The sequence below is a fragment of the Acetobacterium paludosum genome (assembly GCF_008086595.1).
GTDB lineage: Bacteria > Bacillota > Clostridia > Eubacteriales > Eubacteriaceae > Acetobacterium > Acetobacterium paludosum.
Genome location: NZ_RXYA01000012.1, coordinates 1 through 19,940, shown reverse-complemented (window position 1 = coordinate 19,940; position 19,940 = coordinate 1). Strand labels below are relative to the sequence as shown.

The window sequence follows — 19,940 nt, the reverse complement described above, 5'->3', positions numbered from 1 at the left end:
TTACTTCCCTTCTTTTGCAATTTGCAAAATTCTGAGTGCTTTTGAAATATCATTATCATTAGGCACTCGTCCTTCTATAATATCAAAAAAATTTGATATTTCTTTATACTGGTAATCATTTCTTTGTTCCCTAAAGGAAATAATCTCCCCACTTTTCAAATACCGTATTTCGCTGTTGGTCAGGTCTCCTACTACTGTGTCTTTATCTGTAAATATTTGAACTTCTCTAATTGTTTGACGCCCAAAATAATCTAAGTGAATTTCGACTAACATATTATCATATTTTCCAATGTACAAGGATATATCATCACTATCAATTTTTAAATTAGAAAAAGTGCCTCTCAAATTAAATACTTCAACAGGCTCACCAAATAAATAGCATAGATAATCCCACTCATGGATCAAATCAATGGAAACTCCGCCTCCTTGATCTTTATGAGCACTGTAGGAATTACGATAATCTTGATTCGGTCTCCATTCTGGCAGATAACTTGAACAAATTACTCTGACACTAAACACATTCATTTCTCTTAATCTATCTTTTAGGTATTGGATCACATCTGTATAACGCAATGGACAAGCTACATAATATGTACTGTCTCTTTTTAAACCTAATTCTTTTAGAGGCACATCTATGTTATCAAATATTGGCTTTTCAATAAACATATGTTTCGTTTTCGAAACAAACTGCTGTATTGTCTCAAAATGCAAATAGGTAGGGTTTGTAATAAACAACACATCGTAGTCATTTGGAACCGTAGCATAAGAATAATATATCTGGTTTACATGTTTTACTATTTCACTATCCGACTCTTTGCCTCTTCCACTTCTGACCAAATCAATTGAATAGGACTTGCCTTGTTCTTTTAAAACACTAACGATATTTTTTACATGCCTTATACCAATTGAACCGAGACCGATGATCCCTATTTTATACGATACCATCTATTATGCCTCTATCTTATCAATAATTTCAAGAATATATTTGTCCTTTTCAAAACTATACAAAGGTATTTCTCCATTTGCTATGGCTTCAAAAAAAGAGGTTATTTCCTCCAAATAGGCATTTTCAACTACAAAATTACTATAATTTTCAAGCTGATCAATTTCTTTATATAATTGAAGATTGACCTCTGCTTTCTTTTCGTAATCATACTGTTTTAAACCTGTTGGCGAACCATCCCAACTAAGATAAAGTTTCTCTCCAAACACTTCAAAATTTCTGACTGCTTTTCTTGATACAACATCAATAGCCAAAGTCCCTTTATATCCAGTTGTGTGTTGAATAAGAATCAAATAGTTATCATCATAACTAATATTTAAATCACTCATTTTACTCTTAACCACATCAACTTTAATAATATCACCAAATACGTCAGTCAGCCAGGGAAGTTCAATTGCCAATAATTCTCTGCACCCGTTGGAACGCTTATTGCCAACAAAAAAGTCATTGTATCGTTCCCATGGATGCCAGTCCGATAGATATTGACCAACATGATAAGTATAGTTAAGTTTGCAATTTTCTTTTTGTATTATTGTTTTTATTTTCTTTATTTCTTCTCTATACAAAAATGTCGAGGACATAAATAACACACGATCATTTTGCCTAGCAAGATGAATATTTTCTTCATAACCATCATCTACTAAGTTCAATTCGGTAAAGACATGCAATCCTATTTTTAGACACTGATTAATAATAACGTGATGAGAAAGAGGAGCCGTGCACACAAAAGCACAATCAAAACAGATAGCTTTCATTGCCTCGGTTAAACTGCAGAATGTTTCGATTCCGTATTCCTCCCCACACATTTTTCGACGTTCCTCATTGGTATCAACACCGAAAATCAGTATTTTATCGTCATATTTATGCATCAAACGGATACGTCTTTTCCCCATTGAACCTAGTCCAATTACAACAACTTTCATATCATCTCACTTTCAAATCATAAAATTTCTTTTTCAGATCTATTTTATCATTTAGAATCAATTCTCTAAGGTTATCAATAATTTTATCCGATGTATTCCCATCACCATAGGGATTAATGACATTTTTAGCTTTATTCTTAAATTCTTCAGTCAATGCCACATCAATGGCTTTTTCAATTTCAACTGATTTAGGATCACAATTAATGACACTGTCTGCCTGCAATCTTCCCTTTTGGCGATCACCGATATTAATCGTAGGGATTCCAAAGCTAGGGGCTTCGATCAATCCACTAGATGAATTACCGATTACCATTGTCCCATACTTTAGTGCACTTAAATAACGAATCATCCCCAAGGATTCAAAAACAATTGCATTATCATGTTCATTTACATAAGAATCAATTAACTGATTAATAACGCGACCATTTGCATCAGCATTAGCCTTGGTAAAAATGAAACACAGTTCGTTAAACTTGTGACAGGCATCCAGTAAAGCTTGAACCTGTTTTTCTGAATTATAATTTTCAATTTCAAGTGTTACAGGGTGAAAAGTTACCACTGCATAGGGCCTGTCAAGTTTAAAATCAATGGCCTCTTCAAATTCCTTCTTGCTCAATAATTTTTCATTATGTATATTTTCGATACCCATTGCGCCTACACAGAACACCCTGTCAGGCTGTTCACCAAGCTGAATAACTCTGTTACGATAATCTTGTGTACTGGTGAAGTGCAAGTAACTTAACTTGGTTATAGCATGTCTAATAGATTCATCTATGGCGCCTTCAGTCGTTTCACCACCATAAAGATGTACAACTGGAATTTTTTGATTCATAGCAACACAACATACAGCTAAAGTTTCATAACGATCACCTAATACCAGCAGCGCATCCGGTTTAGTTCTCTCAAAATATTCAGCAAAACCAATCATCGCTAACCCCATCGATTTAGAAATAGCCGCAGGAGTATCCGAGCTTAAAAGGATTTCAATTTTCTCATCAATCTTTATGCCATCCTGCTCGATTTCCTTATAGGTTAGCCCAAACTCAGGGGATAAATGCGTTCCAGTAACAGCAACTTGTACATCAAATTCAAGGATATCATTTAATTTTAAAATAATCGTTTTTAGAAGACCATACTCAGCGCGAGTAGCTGTTAATACGCATATTTTTTTCATAATTCTATCAACTCATCCTCTTCAAAATCTTTCACAGCATTTTTGCCTAACACCTCAAACCATTTCATTGGGCTGATACCATCACCTGGACGTTTTACTGTTAGATTTTTTTCCGTAAAAATATCTCCTTTTTTAATACTCTGGTTAGCAATTATACTTTTTCTGGCAATTGACCGATTCTTTATTTCTGATTCCGCTGGTTTCTTAACACCATTGCCCATCGCTACTTCAACATTGTGTATTGCCTCCACCATTGCTTTTAGTTCATGAGGTTCCAGACTTGCCTGATGGTCAGGTCCTTTCATATTTCTATCGAGTGTAAAGTGCTTTTCAATAACTGTCGCTCCTATAGCTACGGCAGCAATCGCGATTTCTATGCCCTTGGTGTGGTCAGAATATCCCACTGGTATATTAAACTTTTGCCTCAGTGTCTCCATCGCTTTTAGATTCACCACTTCATATGGGGCTGGATATTCAGTTGTACAATGAAGCAACGTTATATCTCCGCAGTTATTCGACCTTAATATATCAACGGCTTGTTCAACTTCTTCTAAAGTACTCATCCCGGTAGATAAAATAATTGGTTTATGAGTTTTAGCAATCTTAATTAAGTATGGAAGATTCGTTATCTCACCAGAAGGAATTTTCCAAAATTCCATGACAAGGCCATTTAAAAAATCGATGCTATCAAAATCAAAAGCCGTAGAAACAAATAGAATCTTCTTCTGTTTACAATACTCACTCAATTCAACAAAATCATCAAATGATAACTCCAGTTTACGTAGCATCTCCAACTGCGTTTCATTTGACTTCGTATTTTTCTTTTGATAATCAGCTTTCGCCGCATCTTTTGAAACAAGATTATCTGATTTGAAAGTCTGAAATTTTATGCAGTCTGCACCGCATTTTTTTGCTTGATCCACTAGTTTTTTTGCGTTTTCCAAGCTTCCGTTATGATTAACCCCAGCTTCAGCAATAATCAACACACTCATTTAGATCTAACCTCCTTGCATGGATTTCCATAGGCAAGGACATAATTATCAACATTTTTTAATACAACACTACCCATTCCTATGATTGTATTCGCACCGATTTTCACCTCTTGTTGTACAACGCTATTTGCCCCAATATGTGAATTCTCTCCGATTTTCACTCCTCCACATATAACTGCGCCTGGTGCGATATGAGAAAACTTCGCAATTTCACAATCATGTTCTATTGTTGACGAAGTATTAATAATTGCCCCCTTGCCAATTGATGTTCCGGCATTAACAACGGCGTTTTTTCCAATATAAATACCTGTTTCCATATTTATGTAATTACTTACTGTAGACGATATATCGATAATATTTGGGATCTCAAAACATATTTCTTCAAGCATCGTAAATAAGTTCACCCGGGAAGATGGATCACCAACGCTACCAAGTGTGACAAAGGCATACTTATAACCTTGTTGATGAAATTTGATTAAATCATCATCACATCCGATAATATACTTATCGAGGATAAGCTTGCCAATATTTTTCTTTTTATCAATAATGCCAATCTCGGAATACTGATTACTTTGGAGAAGGCTATCAAGCACCGATTTGCAATGACCTCCGCCACCAATTAATAATAATTTTTCACTCGTCACAGTCTAACCTTTTTCTCATTGCTTCCATTTCATCAAGTTGTCCCATATCCAACCACGCATGTTCACTGATCGGATATACACCAATTTTTTTCCCAGCTTTTTTGTATTTTTCAATAATATCTGGAAAACCCATTGACCTGTTTTCCTCTATTTCATCAATGATTTTCGATTCCACAATATACATCCCCGTATTTGTGAAAAAAGATAACTCTGGCTTTTCTTTCATGCTTTCAATCTCGCCATTATCGCCAATTTCAACGACACCATATGGTATCGTTATTTTTTTTAGTGAACAGACCATCGTAATTAAATTTTTTTCTTTCTTGTGAAAGCTGTACATTTTTTCATAATCTTCTTCTATAAGGATATCACAATTAGACAGAATAAAAGTAGATTTGATTTGTCCCTTTAAGAGACTTAATCCACCACCTGTACCGAGCGGCTGTTCTTCATCTATATAAGTGATTTTATAACATTTTTCAATTTCATTAAAATAAGCCTTAATCATATTTTTTTTATGATTAACAATTAGATAAAAATCATTGCTTCCCGCTCGATTAAATCGATTTATAATATGCTCTGCAATTGGGATTTCTCCAATTGGAATTAATGGCTTTGGGAGTATTTTTGTATAGGGATAAAGCCTTGTACCAAGCCCACCAGCCATAATAACAATGGGAACATTCAGTTTTTTTCTATTATTGATTTCCTTATTATCCCAAAACATTACCGTCAGTATATGCATATTTTTATCGACAATCGGAAGTGCCTCAACTGAATGCTTAATCATATATTCTTTTGCAGTAACTTTATCTCTTTCATAGATATAAATAGGATCATAATTTGCAACATCTTTAACTTTAGCATCAAGATTTCCTTTTTTTAAAATCCATCTTCTGATGTCACCATCTGTAATCGCTGCGGTTAATTGATCCTGTTTAGTAATGAACAACACTTTTTTCGCTATTTTATCAAGCAATTCCATAGCTTCTAACATGCTACATTCTTCTTCAATTAAGAATTCTTCAAGCTTCAAATAAATTCACCTCCCAATTATAAAAATAATTATTCAACAGGGATCCTTTAAACATTCTATAACATATAATAAATCTTTTTTTAATAAATTGGTACTGCAAGGAATATTAACAACATGATCCAGATAGTATTTTGCTTTTTCAATTTTATAAGTCTGGCAATTTTTATAAGGCTTTTGTTCACTAATTAAACCCCATATCGGTCTTGATTGTATATTTTTTGATGTAAGATAGTGTATAATTTCATCTCTGTTTAATGGATATTCATTATCACATTTTAAAGCATAAAACCAATAATTAGCTCTAATATTGTTATTAAAGTTCATTATTGATAATCCCGGTATCTCTTCAATTTTTTCTTTGTAAAGTTTATAATTTATTTCTTTTATTTTAATGAAATCTTCAAGCTGTTCCAATTGGGCTAAGCCCATTGCCGCCTGGAGATTTGTCATTCGATAATTATAACCGATTTCATCGTGAGTATAGAACAACTCATCACTTTTAGCCTGGGTTATCAGATGCTTTGCTTTCTTTAACAGTTCTTCATCATCAGACACGATCATACCGCCACCACCGGTTGTAATGATTTTATTTCCGTTAAAAGAATAGACCCCGATAGTACCAATGGTTCCAGCATATTTCCCGTTATACTTTCCTTCGGTAAAATATGTACCGATAGCTTCCGTTGCATCTTCGATCACCTTTAAATTAAATCGATCCGCTACCGCCATTATTTTTTCCATGTCTGTCATATTTCCAAAAACATGCACAACCAGCACCGCTTTAATCCATTTCTTTGACTGGCCGTTAATTAGTTGTCCTTTAATAAAACTGCACTCAGTCTCGCAAAACTCCAATAGTTTATCTGCATCCATAGTGAGAGAATCATCACAATCCATAAAAATGGGTTCTGCCCCAATGTATTTAACAGGATTAACTGCTGCAATAAAAGTTAGCGTCGGAACAATCACCTCGTCGCCAAAAATTATTCCACTAACCAAAAGCGCTATATGTAGACCGGAAGTCCCATTCTGACAGGATACAGCCCCTTTTGCCTTAACATATTCGGCAATTTTTTCTTCAAATTCATTAACATATGGACCACCAGTTGATACCCATTCCGTTTCAACAGCATGTGTTATGTATTCAAGCTCTTTTCCTTTTAAATTTGGAACAGACAATGGTATAAATTTTTTCACTTTATCCTCGTTTTATTCTAATTCACTTTAATAAATGATTATCCTATAATTCAATAAAATTCCTGATTATTTTCAGACCAGAAGTGCCACTTTTCTCTGGATGAAACTGACATCCATAGAGATGATCCTTTTTAATAACAGCAGCGATCCGTCTCCCGCCATAATATGAATCGGCTAATCTGAATTGTTCTTGAGGCTTTGCCGTATAAGAATGTACAAAATACATCGTTTCATTCTCTTCAATACCATTAAGAATTGAATTATTCCATAGTAATGAATCTTTTCCATGTGGTACAAGAATTTCATTCCAGCCAACATGTGGTACTTTTTGAGACTCATTATCAATTGTAGTATTTTCAATTTGCACGACGCTACCAGGAATCAGACCTAATCCTTTTGAATAACCAAATTCTTCGCTACCATCCATCATCATTTGCATTCCCAAACAGATACCTAAAAACGGGTTGCCTTTTTTGCAAAATTGCTGAATCGGATAAATCAAATCCAATTTTTCTAATTCATTCATCGCATTTCCAAATGCTCCGACACCTGGTAAAACAAGATAATCTGCATTAAGTATACTCTTTGCTTCGCTTACAACATCAACTTCTGCACCACAATGCTCAAAACTTCTTTGTACACTTAATATATTTCCCATCCCATAATCAACAATTTTTACTTTTGGCATATTCTAACCCCTAATTGTTATTCCTTCTTTAATAGCATTAGCTTTTATTTCAGTAATGCCTAACTTATCATAATGTAACACACTGCCTACAGCCACCGCATCTGCTTTGCCTTTCTTTACCACTTCAATAAAATCTGAAGTATCACCCATTCCTCCGCTTGCAATAACCGGAATGGGAACTATTGTCGAGACTGCTTTAATCAGTTCACAGTCAAATCCAGCTTGTGTTCCTTCTTTATCAACAGATGTTAACAGTATTTCACCGGCACCAAGTTCGTAGCCTTTACGAGCCCATTGAACAACATCAATACCCGTCTTCTCTCTGCCACAGTCATAGTATGCTTCCCATTTATTCGCGGCAATTTTTTTAGCTTGTATAGATAAAACCATGCACTGTGAACCAAATCTATTTGAGATTTCAGTAATTAGCTCTGGTCTTTTTAACGCTGCTGTATTTATAGCCACTTTATCAGCTCCGCACCTTAGTAATTTTGTAACATCTTCAATTGAGCGAATACCGCCACCAACAGTTATCGGTATGAATATATCCTCTGTGGTTTTGCTTACAATATCTGATAAATTGTTTCGCTCGTATAAACTAGCTACTATATCAATATATATTATTTCATCAATGCCCTGTTCATAGTACTTTTTTGAAAATTCATTTGGATTACCTATTTTTCTTAAACCCTCAAACTGTATTCCTTTTACCAAATTCGGACCTTTGATATCCATTCTTGCTATAACTCTAGTGTTTTTCATACTAACCTCTTTACCGTTTAATTATCATTCCTGACTAAACACAGTTTTTCTCAATTTCCAAATTCCATTTTCATTTTTCCATAAATGAGGAGATCTGAATCGATCAGTGATATTCATAAAATAATCTTTGTTCATTTTTGGTTCTTCAAACATCTGCGAAGCTATGGAGTATTCTTTTTCTGTAATGCTTAAATACTTGAATATTTCATCAGCAAATCTTTCAGGGAATTCTCCGTCAAACTTTTTAACTAATGCTACACCTTCATCTCTCGTTATCTCGTCATTTCTTATTTCTTGTGCTGCATCATAAGTTGCACGTCCGATTCCAAATTTTATATAAGTAGTATAATAATGAAAATCATCTATCTTATCATCTATGCTGTTATATTTACTATAAGTACCTGGAGTTCTTTCAGGAGCCGCTTCAAATCCTCCATTTTCAACAGCATAATAATATGCACCTTGAGGATGCCAACTAAGATAATATCCTAAATAATGGACTTCTATCTTTTTTTCTTCAAGAATCTCTGGATCAGCGGGAATATAAAATTTCAATTCACCATCATCAATGCCATAGTTTCTTTTTAAGTCATCCATGGGAACTCCAGATAAATATATTTTTCGTTTATCCTCTGATGTAAAATACTTGTAGTCTCTTTTAGCACTTTGATTATCCGCTAACGGATTACCATATTCTGCTTCATTTTCTCCATAAAACACAAGTGAAATATTGTATAAAGCAGCCACCTTTGGTGCCAATGCTTTTTGTCCAAATATGAATGGTTGAAATGGATGAAATAAATTCTCTATTGCTAATCTTGTTAATAGTCTATGAATTTTTCCATCAGGCGTATATAAAATATTATCAAAGCCCGCATTTATCCATGCTTGAAAGTTCTTCCAGCCCCATGGTGTATATATATGTGGTGCCCATGTGACCGTTAAAGGGTGCATTCCATATTTATATTTTAAAATATGTGCTTGATAAAAACTATCCTTTCCACCAGATCCTGGAATTAAACAGTCATAACTACCATCTTTGCTTCGATGTTTATCACATAATTCTATGAGTTCTTTTTCTCTTAAATCCCAGTCAATTTTCTTCTTTTTTTCTGATGAGCGACAAGCATCACATACACCTTCATCATCAAAATGAATTGTCTCTTTTTTTGATTCATTGGTATGATCATACTCCACACATGAATTAGGTCTTTGATTCGAAATTACACATTTTTTACAAAATTTAATTTCCCTTGGTAGCCCATATTTCACATCCAAATCATCGTTAACTTGTTCAAATTTCGAAAAATCAACATCAGTTCTTTTTTTAGCTATATCCATCATATTATTAATTCCTCCATCACTGGTATTTTTGATCATCTTACCAATTTTATATATTATAAATATTTGTTTTAAACTTATCTAGATTTTGTTTAAAAAATTCTATTGTTTCTGTTAACCCTTGTTCAAAAGTGTACTGTGGTTTCCATTTGGTTAATCTTTTAATCTTTTGATTTGAACCCAATAATCTGTTTACTTCACTCTTTTCAGGTCTGATTCTTTGTTCATCGCAAATTATTTTTGCATCTGGATTAATTTGTCTGATTAATTCTTCTGCAAGTTCACCTATTGATATTTCTTGTTGAGTTGCTATATTGATTTCTTCTCCAATTGTCTTTTCTGATTTAGCGATCTCTATGAAACCATTAACTGTATCCTTTACATAGTTAAAATCACGTGTTGGAGTCAATGATCCAAGGTTAATTTCTTTCTTACCAGCAAGCAACTGCGTAATAATTGTAGGAATAACTGCTCTTGCAGATTGCCTTGGACCGTAAGTGTTAAAAGGTCTTACAATAGTAATCGGCATATTAAAGCTCCGATAAAAAGACTCAGCCAGCCGATCGGCTCCAATTTTTGTTGCTGAATAGGGTGACTGACCTTGATATGGATGTTTTTCATCAATCGGCACATATTGAGCAGTTCCATAAACCTCCGAAGTTGATGTAATAAGAATTCGAGATGTTTCTAAATCTTTTCCCGCCTGTAAAACATTCAAAGTACCCTTTATGTTTGTATCCACATAAGTATCCGGTGAATGATAACTAAAAGGGATAGCGATTAATGCAGCTAAATGATATACTTCATCAATGTCCTTCATTGCTTCTCTTACTCCATTAGGATCTCTAATATCACCGGTAAACACTTCAACCTCATTCATGATTTTTGATGGCAACATATCTAACCAACCCCAAGTATTAAAAGAGTTATAAAAGCTAAAAGCTCTTACTTTATGCCCACTTTTAACCAGTTCTTCCGATAAATGGCTACCAATAAAACCATCAGCACCTGTTATTAATACTTTTTTCATCTTTCTTCCTTTTTAGTGTAACATTCTATCGTTCCAGTTAAAACTTCTATTATCTGCTGGTTCACATTTTTATCTAGATATAGTAAATTAATAAATGTTTCAATTGGTTTTAAGATTAGCTTTGCTCTAAGAAAATCATTTTTTTCTGTTTTTATACGTTGAACATTGTTTGCCAACAGTTCATATTCAACTCGATTCATAGGTAACGCAATGGTTTTAAAAAAGTCATTTTCTTCCATTTTTCTTATTAAAGCATCAAAATTTACATGTGTATCAATTGCTTGTTTGACATTCTTGTTTTTCACTAGTTCACCAAGCTTGTCCAAATTCTTCTTTAGCTCTGTTACAATAGTATTATATGTCCTAAATTCTTTACTTATTTTATACAATTGGGTTCTTAAAAAATCTCTATCATACAATTCTACCCCTGTAATATTTTCAAATTCATTACCTTGAACAATTCTTTTGTTTAAAATGTCTTTTATTACAATATCCATCAGAATGAATTTTGTCCCTTCAATATGTGCTCCACCAATAGTTGTATTAATAAGGTTTATGTTAAAAGATTTAATATAAGATTCCATTTGTATTCTCATCGAATTAAAAGAATCATCCGTTGAAACTTCATTACCTTCTACATCTTTTGTTTTTAAAATCTTTTTATCATTTCCTGAATCTACTATTACACGATAGTCTATTCCTTCGGCATAGTCTTTCTCATCTTTATAAGCCAAATTCTGACCTACAAGAACTATCGTTGAAAATCCTAGTTTATACAACATTTCCAAAGTTACAATTGCAATAGTTGGTGCATCATGAACTTTTTCTATTTTTCTGCCATCTTTTTCATTTAAAAAATAATCAGATATTGTATCCTGACTCGTTATCATATGAAATTTTGGCCCTTGATACTGCTGTAAAACTTCAAATCCAACACTACTACCAAACACCATTGGAATACTTGTTATTTTCATTTCATTAACTTTTTTAAAAACCATTTGATTCAATTCTGTTGGATCATAGGTACACATTGCATCAGGATATATATCGTGATAAATTAATGTATTAATTGCAGATCCTACACTAAATATAAATGCTAAACCAGCTTCTTTTATTTTCCTTAAATTCTCGATTTCATAATCCAATGAAGGCCCTGCCGAAACTAAAATAGCCGTTTTACCTTTAAAAGCTCCATTGTTATCAGTTATAACATTCGGTGTACTTAAAACTACTTTGAAATTATTGACACTATTTATTATCCAGCTTTTTTTAAAGACAAAATTTGCATTTAGTGTGCTTCTTTTGTTTTTAATCATTTCCATAAATCTATTTGAAAACTGAATATATTTTTTTTTAAATACATTTTGATAAATAGGCAAATCCATTATGATTGTTTTTTTATCTGTATTGTTTACAACAACATTAAAAAATTCAACCATTGCTTCTTCATTAACTTCACATTGGATTGCAAGCATTTTTTTTAATGGCAAGTCTTTTAACTTTTTACAACTTAAAAAATAATTAAACACCTCGACAGAAGGTTCATAAAGAGAAAAGGTTGTATCTGGAAATCGCTTTACAAAATTATCAATATGGTATCCTAGCCCTAATCCATAAAAAATCACATGTGTTTTCTCATCGATTTCTTCCCTTGCTTCTAACTTATCAATAATGGTCTCTGCTTCCCGAATAGGATCGTATTTACTGTGTAAATAAAGAGATTTATCGCCTTTTGTCATTTTTAACGTCTTATAATTATTTTTCGTATCTTCCAACACAATTGAACTTTTCTTAATCTTATCTTCACCATTTTTTAATGCCTCATATAAAACCGGATAATTTTTTTTCAAAAATATAATATTATCAGCTAACACTACTATCCCCCATCTTTGGTAACAGGAATCCTAATTTATCCGACATGCTTTCAAAAGCAGGTGTTATTTCATACAAAACCATATCTCCTATTGAAATAAGATCTTTCCCAACAATTGCAACTTCAAGTTCCGAAATAATTGTACTGAGTTTTGAGACTTCTTGAACGTATTCATTCCATATTTCATAATTATTAATAATACTGTTTAGATTTTTGATTGAATCAATTTGTGATAGTGATTCAATCACCCATTGAATTCCTTCAAACAAGTCATTTAATTTCAACCAGGTTTTATCATTGGGTTGCTGATAGAATTCTTCTGCCAATTCAGTTATTAGCGGAATCGCATTATTGATGTAGTTATCAGTTGTGATAATCGTTTCATTGACTAACTCTGGGATTGTTTGGAGAACAACCTCTACCTTTTCAATTTTGTTTATATTATCAGAAAAATAAGTAAAGAGATTTTCATAAACCGAAATACCATCAATGATCAGATGTGAGAATTTCAATTCTCTTTTATTCAGGTATTCATTAATCGCATCAAATATTTGCTTCGTAGTCTTTGGATCGTTATCAAATTCTAAGACTTCATCCTGTATATAAATATTCATTTTCTACCTTCTTTCTTTAAATATAGTGCTTTATTATCAACATTTTATTGATGTGTTCATAATTAACCTAATTAAATTTATGCTACTGTTATTATCGACAAAAGTTGATAATTGTTTAGCTTTGTCTTGTCTTAACTTTCAAATTGAATTATACATACACTGATATATTCTCTATAACCAGAACTAAGACTTTTTAATTATTATATAAATATTCTATCATAACAATACGAGATTTCCAAAGAATAAACATAAAAAAGCCACCCGAAGGTCAATGTCATTAACTTAAGAAAAGAAAAAACCGCTAAGAAATTGGCGGTTTTTTCTATTTCATATTTAGGTGAAATAGAGTGAGCCATAAGCTTTTTTTTCGTAATTATATGGTACCATTCAAGTGAGCGGTAAACGAGATGTTCATTAAAATACTCGCAAAAAAATATGAAGAACTAGAATGTTATGGTACCCGTTTAAACAAAAGTAAATACAGCACCAAAGGAATTGATGGACAATCTAAGAAATTATATCTTGGGCATAATGAAGGGAGTGAGTGTGGTGTGTGGCTCCGGTCAACGTCTTAAAAAAGACTTTTCATTCATTAAGATTTTTACATTTCAGTCGCTATGCAGATGCTTTAGCAGAAATCATTTCACACGAAACAGAAAATTGTCGCTTAATCACTTGATTCTCTCCATCATTTATCGAAAGGGGCTGACGCTATCTATGGAAATCAGACGATTTTTCAAGCTGTTCAAACCAAAAAATTCGGATTCGATTTCTAATGCAGGATATCTTAAACAACGTTTAAAACTCAATCCAGAAGCTTTTTTAGCCTTAAGTGACTTTCATGTAAAGAACTTTTACGCAGATGAGAATGACTTGATTAAATTTAAGAATCATTTTATTTTTGCAGTGGATGGTTCCCATGTCAATATTCCTAATACGCAGGAAAATCAGGATCAGTACGGTCTGCAACTGAATCAAAGCAGCCAGCAGGCTCAGGCAAGCGTATCCTGTCTCTATGATACCTTCAATAAGATGATCCTGGACTGCCAAATCAATCGCCATAAGTTTAGTGAACGTACCCAGGCGGAAGTGCACATTGAAAAAATCTCATCTTTTATTGGAAACCAGCCTTACATTGTGGTGTTGGATCGGGGCTATCCATCCAGTTTCTTCTTCATGAACAGGCTGGAAAAGAATCAAAATTTTATTGTCAGATTGAGTTCGGGTGATTTTAGACAAGAACAGCGGAACATGACATCTTCCGATGAAGACGTTGAGATTATCTTCACACCAGCCCGAATAAATCCTTATAGAAAGACGGCCTTTGCAAATAAACTTAAAGAAAAAGGCTCCATTCATCTCCGGTTTGTGAAGATAAACCTTTCTGAAGATACGACCGAGTTTTTAGCAACAAACCTGTCACGAGAAGAGTTCACACAACAGGATATTTGTGAGCTGTATCGACTTCGCTGGGCGATTATGCCGATATCAGCATAATCGCCCTTATGCCGATGTTTATGTTATGCCGATATTTCAAACTAAACCGCCTCTATCAAGCATCTTTCGGAAAAATATCGGCATTTCCTTGTATGATCAGTATATTAAATCATACAAGGAGGTAACCTTATGGAACTAACGATTGAAACTGTTGTTAATGACACGCTTGCTCAGGTTAAAGCTCGTGGTCTAAAACCTATGACTATTGAGTATTACACGAACGTATGTCATAATATTGTCCGTTACATCAACGAGAAAGAAGGTGGTACCTGTTCCAGGAAAACCCTGGAGGCTTTTATTACGTTTTACAAACAGCGCTTTGAAGCTCAAGAAATTTGCGAAGAATACCTTCGCTTTCTATGCCGTGTTATCCGAATGCTTATGTCATATGTCGAAACGGGCACAGTTGATTTTTCATCACGTGCTATTAACAAGAAATACAATCCGTCGCCTGATAAGCTTGCGGTCATTGAGGCGATACTCAATGCGTATCATCTGGAAAATGACCCTCGGATTGAAATGGACACTGTCATGCGCCACTTTTTTTGTTTCGTTGAATCTCGCAGCAAGGATACCGCTACCATTTCTGATGCAGATTTTTTTGAATTTATGAAATCTGTATCGGAATCCAATAAAGGTAGCATCGGCAGAACATGGCGAGCCCTCCGATATATTTCCGAGTACCTTCAGGCTCACAATCTTGCTGATTTGATGGCAAACCTTTCCATGCTGAAGATGAAGGGAGCTCCCATACGGATGATCGCCCCTTATTCACAGGAAGAAATCCTTAAAATTGTAAATGTCATCGATACGGAAGAGCCCATAGGAATCAGAAACAAAGCTATTATCCTGCTTGCTTTTGAAACAGGGTTAAGGTCTTGCGACATCATAAAACTCAAACTCTCGGATATCGACTGGAAGGCCGCATCACTTCATATCAGGCAGAGCAAAACTGGGACCGATGTGATATTACCATTGAATGGGCATGTCATGAATGCAGTCGCTGATTACATCCTGAAAATCCGGCTGAAAATCCGGCCTGAAGGTGGCTTTAGTGAGGTCTTTCTTACGTCGAAGGCACCCATACAACCCTATCGAAGTACCTGTTCATTAGGCGCTGCTCTTGATAAGTATTGTAGCAAAGCTGGGGTTAATAAGCTCCCATTACGTCGATTTCATAGTCTTAGGAGGTCCTTTGCTACCGAGATGTCTGCGGCAGGTGTGCCGCTTCCCACCATCTCGCAGATGCTTGGACACAAATCCATTGATGAAGACCGACCATATCTTTCTTATAATCAAGAAAAGAACGCCCACTGTGCATTAGGATTCAGCGGAATCCCTGTCAAAAATGGACTCTATGCTGTTCTCGAGGGTGGTGATCCGGTATGACATTCCTCGAAGAACTTCTGGAGGATTTCCAGAAAATGCTAGAATTTCGTGCTGCCGTAGGATATGCCACGGTTACTTTCAAAAGCTGTGTTACTCCCTTCATTAGATTCTGCGGTGTTAATCATCCTGAAGAAAAAGCAATAACACAGCAGATGGTGGATGATTGGCTTGCATATTACGCTTATAAAACAGCCCAGACGCAGGCCTCATTCATGTCCTGCCTCAGGCAATACACCAGATTTATCAACTCCCTAGGTAAAGAAGCCTTTATCCCTGGGTCTGATTATACCGTCAAACGCAGCCAGTATCTTCCCTATGTCTTCACAGATGCAGAGTTGGGTCAGTTCTTCGATGGAGTAGACAGCCTTCCGACCAGGAACAGGAAGTTTCAAAGGGCAGTCATACTGCCAGTCTTATTCCGGATGATGTACTGCTGCGGCATGCGGCCTTCCGAGCCGCTCCATCTGCGCTGTGAGGATATCAATCTGATGAAAGGGGACATCTACATCCGGCAGACCAAAAAGAACAAGGAGCGCCATATCATCGTGTCCTCGGATTTATTGGAACTTTGTCGTCGATATGATAAGCTGGCCGGTACTCGAGAATGGTTCTTTCAGCGAACCGATGGCATTCCTTATGATACCGGGTGGATGACAAAGCACTTCCATCTTTGCTGGGACAAAAGTGGTCTCGTAAAACACGGAAATCCCAGACCGTATGACCTTCGTCACGCTTTTGCCAGTCACAACATCATGCGTTGGATTGATGAAGGACGGGATGTCATGTCAATACTACCGTATCTTAGCACCTATTTGGGGCATTCCGAATTCAGAGATACCCTTTATTATGTGCACATCCTGCCGGAAAGGCTTCGTAAATCTGCCGGAATAGATTGGAGCCAGTTCGATACGATCTTCAGGGACGATGAAAAAAATGCATAAAGTTAAGGATCCTGAATTGTTCCGTTTAATCAAGAAATTCCTTGGCAGTTATCTGCTCTCTATCCGGCAGAGAAGCGATAACACGGCCGACTCATACCGGTATGCATTAAACCTGTACCTTGTATACGTCCAGGAAAAGCATAATAAAGCTCTTTCAGAAGTCCAGTGTTGTGACTTTTCACAGGAAAATATCCACGGATTCATGGAATGGCTGAAAAACGAAAGAAATAACGAATGTACCACTATCAACCAGCGGTTGTCGCATTTACGTACCTTTTGCGAATATCTCCATAAGAATGGAAAAATCGCCTATTCCGACCTTAATGATATTGCTCTGATTTCGAGAATTAAGGATCAGCGTAAGCAGGAACTGATCTGCCTTAGTATTGAGCAGACAAAGCTTGTCCTCAAACAGCCTGACATTATGAAGAAAACCGGCAGGAGGGACCGATTCTTTATCGCATTGCTTTATGACAGCGGATGCCGAGACCAGGAAATCCTGAATCTCAAGGTGAAAGACTTTGCCATCACAAAGAATAATGATGCTGAAATCCGCATTCTGGGAAAGGGCAAGAAATATCGCGCAACTCCTATCAGCAGCGAGGTAGCAAGGCTGTTTAGGGAATACTGTAAGGATTATCATCCTGATACGAAGGAGTCCCAGGACAGGCTACTTTTCTATACCGTTCGTAATGGACTCACGGCGGAAATGTCTGCTGACAATGTCCAACGGTTCATGAAAGTGTATGAAAAATCAGCCCAGTGTGTAGATCGGACATTGCCACATCTACATCCGCATCTTTTCCGCCACAGTCGAGCGTTGCATCTGTACATAGCAGGCGTTCCTTTACCTCTCGTGGCCGAATGGCTTGGTCATTCAAATCTGGAAACGACACTGATTTATTATGCACAGGCCTCTCTGGAGATGAAGAGAAAAGCGGCGTCAAAACTGGCAGATGATGATAAATCTGTTTTCAGGGAAGATATTACGTTCAAATATGCCGATGACGAGAAAATTCTGAAAAAGCTCAGCGGCCTGAAATAAGTTATGCCGACAAATAGATAAGGGGTACTTCCGCATGCTTATGATATGGTATCCCTCATATCCATCCTAAAAAATATCGGCATAACAAAAACATCGGCATAAGGGGGATTGAAACCGCTTATGACATATTGAAAAATAAATTTATGCTGGAAAATTTCACTGGCAAGAAATCAATCATTATCAGACAGGATATTCTGTCTACTGTCTACTTAATGGACACTGAATAACTCGCAAACCCGCAATAGCACTGACTTTAAAGGGATTCCGTGGTATAACAAGTGCAAGAGAAATGTGCGAAACCGCTCAAAAACCTTGCACACGGAGTGAATTAAATGTATAAATTCAGTGATAATCAAATCAGTTTCAGTGATTTCAAACAACCCATTGGCATGAAAATGAATGCCACCAATCGATGGGTGAAAAAAGCCGAGTCGATTCCCTGGAAAACCATTGAAAAAAAGTACGCCAAACTGTTTTCAAATAAAAAAGGAAATGTGGCTAAACCATTGCAACTTGCATTGGGTGCCTGCATCATTCAAGCTGAGTATGGGTATTCCGATGTGGAAACGGTCCTACAGATTCAGGAAGGACCGTATCTTCAGTTCTTTTGCGGTTTCTGTGAATACCGGGATAAACCCCCATTTGATCCATCCCTGATGGTTTACTTCCGCAAACGACTGACCCCTGAGATTCTGGGAGAGATTAACGAGCTGATCATTCAAAAGGCAGAAGTCGAAAAGGTGACCGATGAGTCTGACGATCAGGATGATTCCTCATCAGACGAACCACCTCAAAACAGTGGAATCCTCATCGTTGATGCGACCTGTGCGCCATCGCATATCCGGTTTCCCCAGGATACCGCACTCCTGAATGAAGCCAGAGAAAATGCCGAAGCGATGATCACAGAAATGCATGAACCGTCCGATGGCAGAAAACCCCGCACCTATGCTGGACGGGCACATAAAGATCATTTAAATCTTGTGCGGAAAAAGAAAAATACAGCTAAAACAATCCGCAAAGCAATTGGTAAGCAACTGCGTTATCTACGCAGAGACCTGGCTATTATCGACACCATGCTAAGCAATCAAAAAACATTATCCCAAAAATGGCAGATTCGGTTGGAAACCATCCGTTGTCTTTATGAACAGCAAAAATACATGTACGACAATCACACCCATCAGGTTGAAAATCGGATTGTCAGTCTGTCTCAACCGCATCTGCGGCCCATTGTCAGAGGGAAAACAAAAGCCCCGGTGGAGTTTGGCGCAAAACTGGACATCAGCGTGGTCGATGGTTATACGCGTCTTGAAAAAGTATCCTTTGACGCATATAACGAAGCATCCTATCTGATTGAAGTGATTGAGCGGTACAAAGATCGAGTCGGTTTTTATCCGGTACGGATTCTGGCAGATAAGATTTACCGAAACCGGAGAAACCTCAAATTCTGTAAAGAAAAAGGGATCCGATTATCAGGTCCGGCACTCGGTCGCCCACCGAAAAACGTGGTGATTGATAAAAAGCAGGACTACGTTGATATTTGTGAACGTGTCGAAGTCGAACGAAAATTCAGTCTTGCCAAACTCAAATGTGGCCTGGGTCTGATCCGGACACGTTTGCCTGATACAGGCCTTAGCACCGTTGCACTGTCGATTGTTGTTTTGAACGTAAGCGATTCAAAAGATGGCGTAGTGCAAATCAGACCGAATTATTGTAGACTAACCTGAAAGAACGTTCAAGGAGGTTAAGAATACAATGGATGAAACAAAAAGAATGCTTTGGGAAGATCGATTT

The 19,940-nt window shown here is 36.1% G+C and carries 18 protein-coding genes; 5 read left to right on the top strand and 13 right to left on the bottom strand.

Translation table 11 applies throughout. The features are described 5' to 3' along the window. From FZC41_RS12330 to FZC41_RS12270, 13 genes are read right to left on the bottom strand one after another with little or no spacing between them, the layout of a single operon-like run. Entirely contained in the window at nucleotides 1-945 is a 945-nt protein-coding gene (locus FZC41_RS12330) for a Gfo/Idh/MocA family protein (RefSeq protein WP_148567713.1), read from the bottom strand. A gap of 3 nt (nucleotides 946-948) precedes the next feature. Beyond that, complete coding sequence (locus FZC41_RS12325; protein WP_148567712.1) at nucleotides 949-1,926, bottom strand: Gfo/Idh/MocA family oxidoreductase; 978 nt, start codon at nucleotides 1,924-1,926, stop codon at nucleotides 949-951. Between the two features lies 1 nt (nucleotide 1,927). Further along, nucleotides 1,928-3,100, bottom strand: a complete 1,173-nt coding sequence (gene neuC / locus FZC41_RS12320; RefSeq protein ID WP_148567711.1) for a UDP-N-acetylglucosamine 2-epimerase — start codon at nucleotides 3,098-3,100, stop codon at nucleotides 1,928-1,930. Further along, a complete protein-coding gene (gene neuB, locus FZC41_RS12315) occupies nucleotides 3,097-4,092 on the bottom strand; it encodes an N-acetylneuraminate synthase (protein ID WP_148567710.1) in 996 nt (331 codons plus the stop codon). The genes neuC and neuB overlap by 4 nt, the downstream gene beginning before the upstream one ends. Next, the gene (locus FZC41_RS12310; RefSeq protein WP_148567709.1) at nucleotides 4,089-4,736 is read right to left on the bottom strand and encodes an acetyltransferase; all 648 of its coding nucleotides are present in this window, start codon (nucleotides 4,734-4,736) and stop codon (nucleotides 4,089-4,091) included. Before FZC41_RS12310 ends, neuB begins: the two co-directional genes overlap by 4 nt. Then, nucleotides 4,726-5,772, bottom strand: coding sequence for a sugar phosphate nucleotidyltransferase (locus FZC41_RS12305; RefSeq protein WP_148567708.1), 1,047 nt, complete (start codon nucleotides 5,770-5,772; stop codon nucleotides 4,726-4,728). The genes FZC41_RS12310 and FZC41_RS12305 overlap by 11 nt, the downstream gene beginning before the upstream one ends. Before the next feature lie 33 nt (nucleotides 5,773-5,805). Further along, nucleotides 5,806-6,969 (bottom strand): LegC family aminotransferase, encoded by a 1,164-nt coding sequence (locus tag FZC41_RS12300; protein WP_148567707.1) that lies wholly within the window; start codon nucleotides 6,967-6,969, stop codon nucleotides 5,806-5,808. A 43-nt stretch (nucleotides 6,970-7,012) separates the two neighbouring features. Further along, nucleotides 7,013-7,657: an imidazole glycerol phosphate synthase subunit HisH gene (hisH, locus tag FZC41_RS12295; RefSeq protein ID WP_148567706.1), complete on the bottom strand. Its 645-nt coding sequence runs from the start codon at nucleotides 7,655-7,657 to the stop codon at nucleotides 7,013-7,015. Nucleotides 7,658-7,660: 3 nt separating this feature from the next. Continuing rightward, entirely contained in the window at nucleotides 7,661-8,419 is a 759-nt protein-coding gene (gene hisF, locus FZC41_RS12290) for an imidazole glycerol phosphate synthase subunit HisF (protein ID WP_148567705.1), read from the bottom strand. Nucleotides 8,420-8,443: 24 nt separating this feature from the next. Beyond that, the gene (locus tag FZC41_RS12285) at nucleotides 8,444-9,763 is read right to left on the bottom strand and encodes an N-acetyl sugar amidotransferase (RefSeq protein WP_243136713.1); all 1,320 of its coding nucleotides are present in this window, start codon (nucleotides 9,761-9,763) and stop codon (nucleotides 8,444-8,446) included. Between the two features lie 46 nt (nucleotides 9,764-9,809). Then, entirely contained in the window at nucleotides 9,810-10,790 is a 981-nt protein-coding gene (locus FZC41_RS12280; protein WP_148567704.1) for an NAD-dependent 4,6-dehydratase LegB, read from the bottom strand. Next, complete coding sequence (locus FZC41_RS12275) at nucleotides 10,787-12,664, bottom strand: motility associated factor glycosyltransferase family protein (RefSeq protein WP_148567703.1); 1,878 nt, start codon at nucleotides 12,662-12,664, stop codon at nucleotides 10,787-10,789. The genes FZC41_RS12280 and FZC41_RS12275 overlap by 4 nt, the downstream gene beginning before the upstream one ends. Beyond that, nucleotides 12,654-13,277 (bottom strand): hypothetical protein, encoded by a 624-nt coding sequence (locus tag FZC41_RS12270; RefSeq protein ID WP_148567702.1) that lies wholly within the window; start codon nucleotides 13,275-13,277, stop codon nucleotides 12,654-12,656. Before FZC41_RS12270 ends, FZC41_RS12275 begins: the two co-directional genes overlap by 11 nt. 498 nt (nucleotides 13,278-13,775) lie before the next feature. Between FZC41_RS12270 and FZC41_RS12265 the strand changes: the two genes are divergently transcribed. From FZC41_RS12265 to FZC41_RS12245, 5 genes are all read left to right on the top strand, one after another. Beyond that, the gene (locus tag FZC41_RS12265) at nucleotides 13,776-14,774 is read left to right on the top strand and encodes an IS4 family transposase (protein WP_148567701.1); all 999 of its coding nucleotides are present in this window, start codon (nucleotides 13,776-13,778) and stop codon (nucleotides 14,772-14,774) included. Between the two features lie 129 nt (nucleotides 14,775-14,903). Then, nucleotides 14,904-16,163, top strand: coding sequence for a site-specific integrase (locus FZC41_RS12260; protein WP_148567700.1), 1,260 nt, complete (start codon nucleotides 14,904-14,906; stop codon nucleotides 16,161-16,163). Further along, nucleotides 16,160-17,104: a tyrosine-type recombinase/integrase gene (locus FZC41_RS12255; RefSeq protein WP_148567699.1), complete on the top strand. Its 945-nt coding sequence runs from the start codon at nucleotides 16,160-16,162 to the stop codon at nucleotides 17,102-17,104. The genes FZC41_RS12260 and FZC41_RS12255 overlap by 4 nt, the downstream gene beginning before the upstream one ends. After that, nucleotides 17,097-18,149, top strand: a complete 1,053-nt coding sequence (locus FZC41_RS12250; protein ID WP_170253978.1) for a tyrosine-type recombinase/integrase — start codon at nucleotides 17,097-17,099, stop codon at nucleotides 18,147-18,149. The genes FZC41_RS12255 and FZC41_RS12250 overlap by 8 nt, the downstream gene beginning before the upstream one ends. 332 nt (nucleotides 18,150-18,481) lie before the next feature. Next, nucleotides 18,482-19,873 carry an IS5 family transposase gene (locus FZC41_RS12245; RefSeq protein ID WP_148567697.1) on the top strand — a complete coding sequence of 464 codons (1,392 nt, stop codon included), beginning with the start codon at nucleotides 18,482-18,484 and terminating at the stop codon, nucleotides 19,871-19,873. Nucleotides 19,874-19,940: the final 67 nt, after the last annotated feature.

Coding starts and splice junctions, on each gene's coding strand:
- FZC41_RS12330 (WP_148567713.1), bottom strand. CDS start 945: ATGGTATCGTATAAAATAGGGATCATCGGTCTCGGTTCAATTGGTATA.
- FZC41_RS12325 (WP_148567712.1), bottom strand. CDS start 1,926: ATGAAAGTTGTTGTAATTGGACTAGGTTCAATGGGGAAAAGACGTATC.
- neuC (WP_148567711.1), bottom strand. CDS start 3,100: ATGAAAAAAATATGCGTATTAACAGCTACTCGCGCTGAGTATGGTCTT.
- neuB (WP_148567710.1), bottom strand. CDS start 4,092: ATGAGTGTGTTGATTATTGCTGAAGCTGGGGTTAATCATAACGGAAGC.
- hisH (WP_148567706.1), bottom strand. CDS start 7,657: ATGCCAAAAGTAAAAATTGTTGATTATGGGATGGGAAATATATTAAGT.
- hisF (WP_148567705.1), bottom strand. CDS start 8,419: ATGAAAAACACTAGAGTTATAGCAAGAATGGATATCAAAGGTCCGAAT.
- FZC41_RS12285 (WP_243136713.1), bottom strand. CDS start 9,763: ATGATGGATATAGCTAAAAAAAGAACTGATGTTGATTTTTCGAAATTT.
- FZC41_RS12280 (WP_148567704.1), bottom strand. CDS start 10,790: ATGAAAAAAGTATTAATAACAGGTGCTGATGGTTTTATTGGTAGCCAT.
- FZC41_RS12270 (WP_148567702.1), bottom strand. CDS start 13,277: ATGAATATTTATATACAGGATGAAGTCTTAGAATTTGATAACGATCCA.
- FZC41_RS12265 (WP_148567701.1), top strand. CDS start 13,776: ATGGACAATCTAAGAAATTATATCTTGGGCATAATGAAGGGAGTGAGT.
- FZC41_RS12260 (WP_148567700.1), top strand. CDS start 14,904: ATGGAACTAACGATTGAAACTGTTGTTAATGACACGCTTGCTCAGGTT.
- FZC41_RS12255 (WP_148567699.1), top strand. CDS start 16,160: ATGACATTCCTCGAAGAACTTCTGGAGGATTTCCAGAAAATGCTAGAA.
- FZC41_RS12250 (WP_170253978.1), top strand. CDS start 17,097: ATGCATAAAGTTAAGGATCCTGAATTGTTCCGTTTAATCAAGAAATTC.
- FZC41_RS12245 (WP_148567697.1), top strand. CDS start 18,482: ATGTATAAATTCAGTGATAATCAAATCAGTTTCAGTGATTTCAAACAA.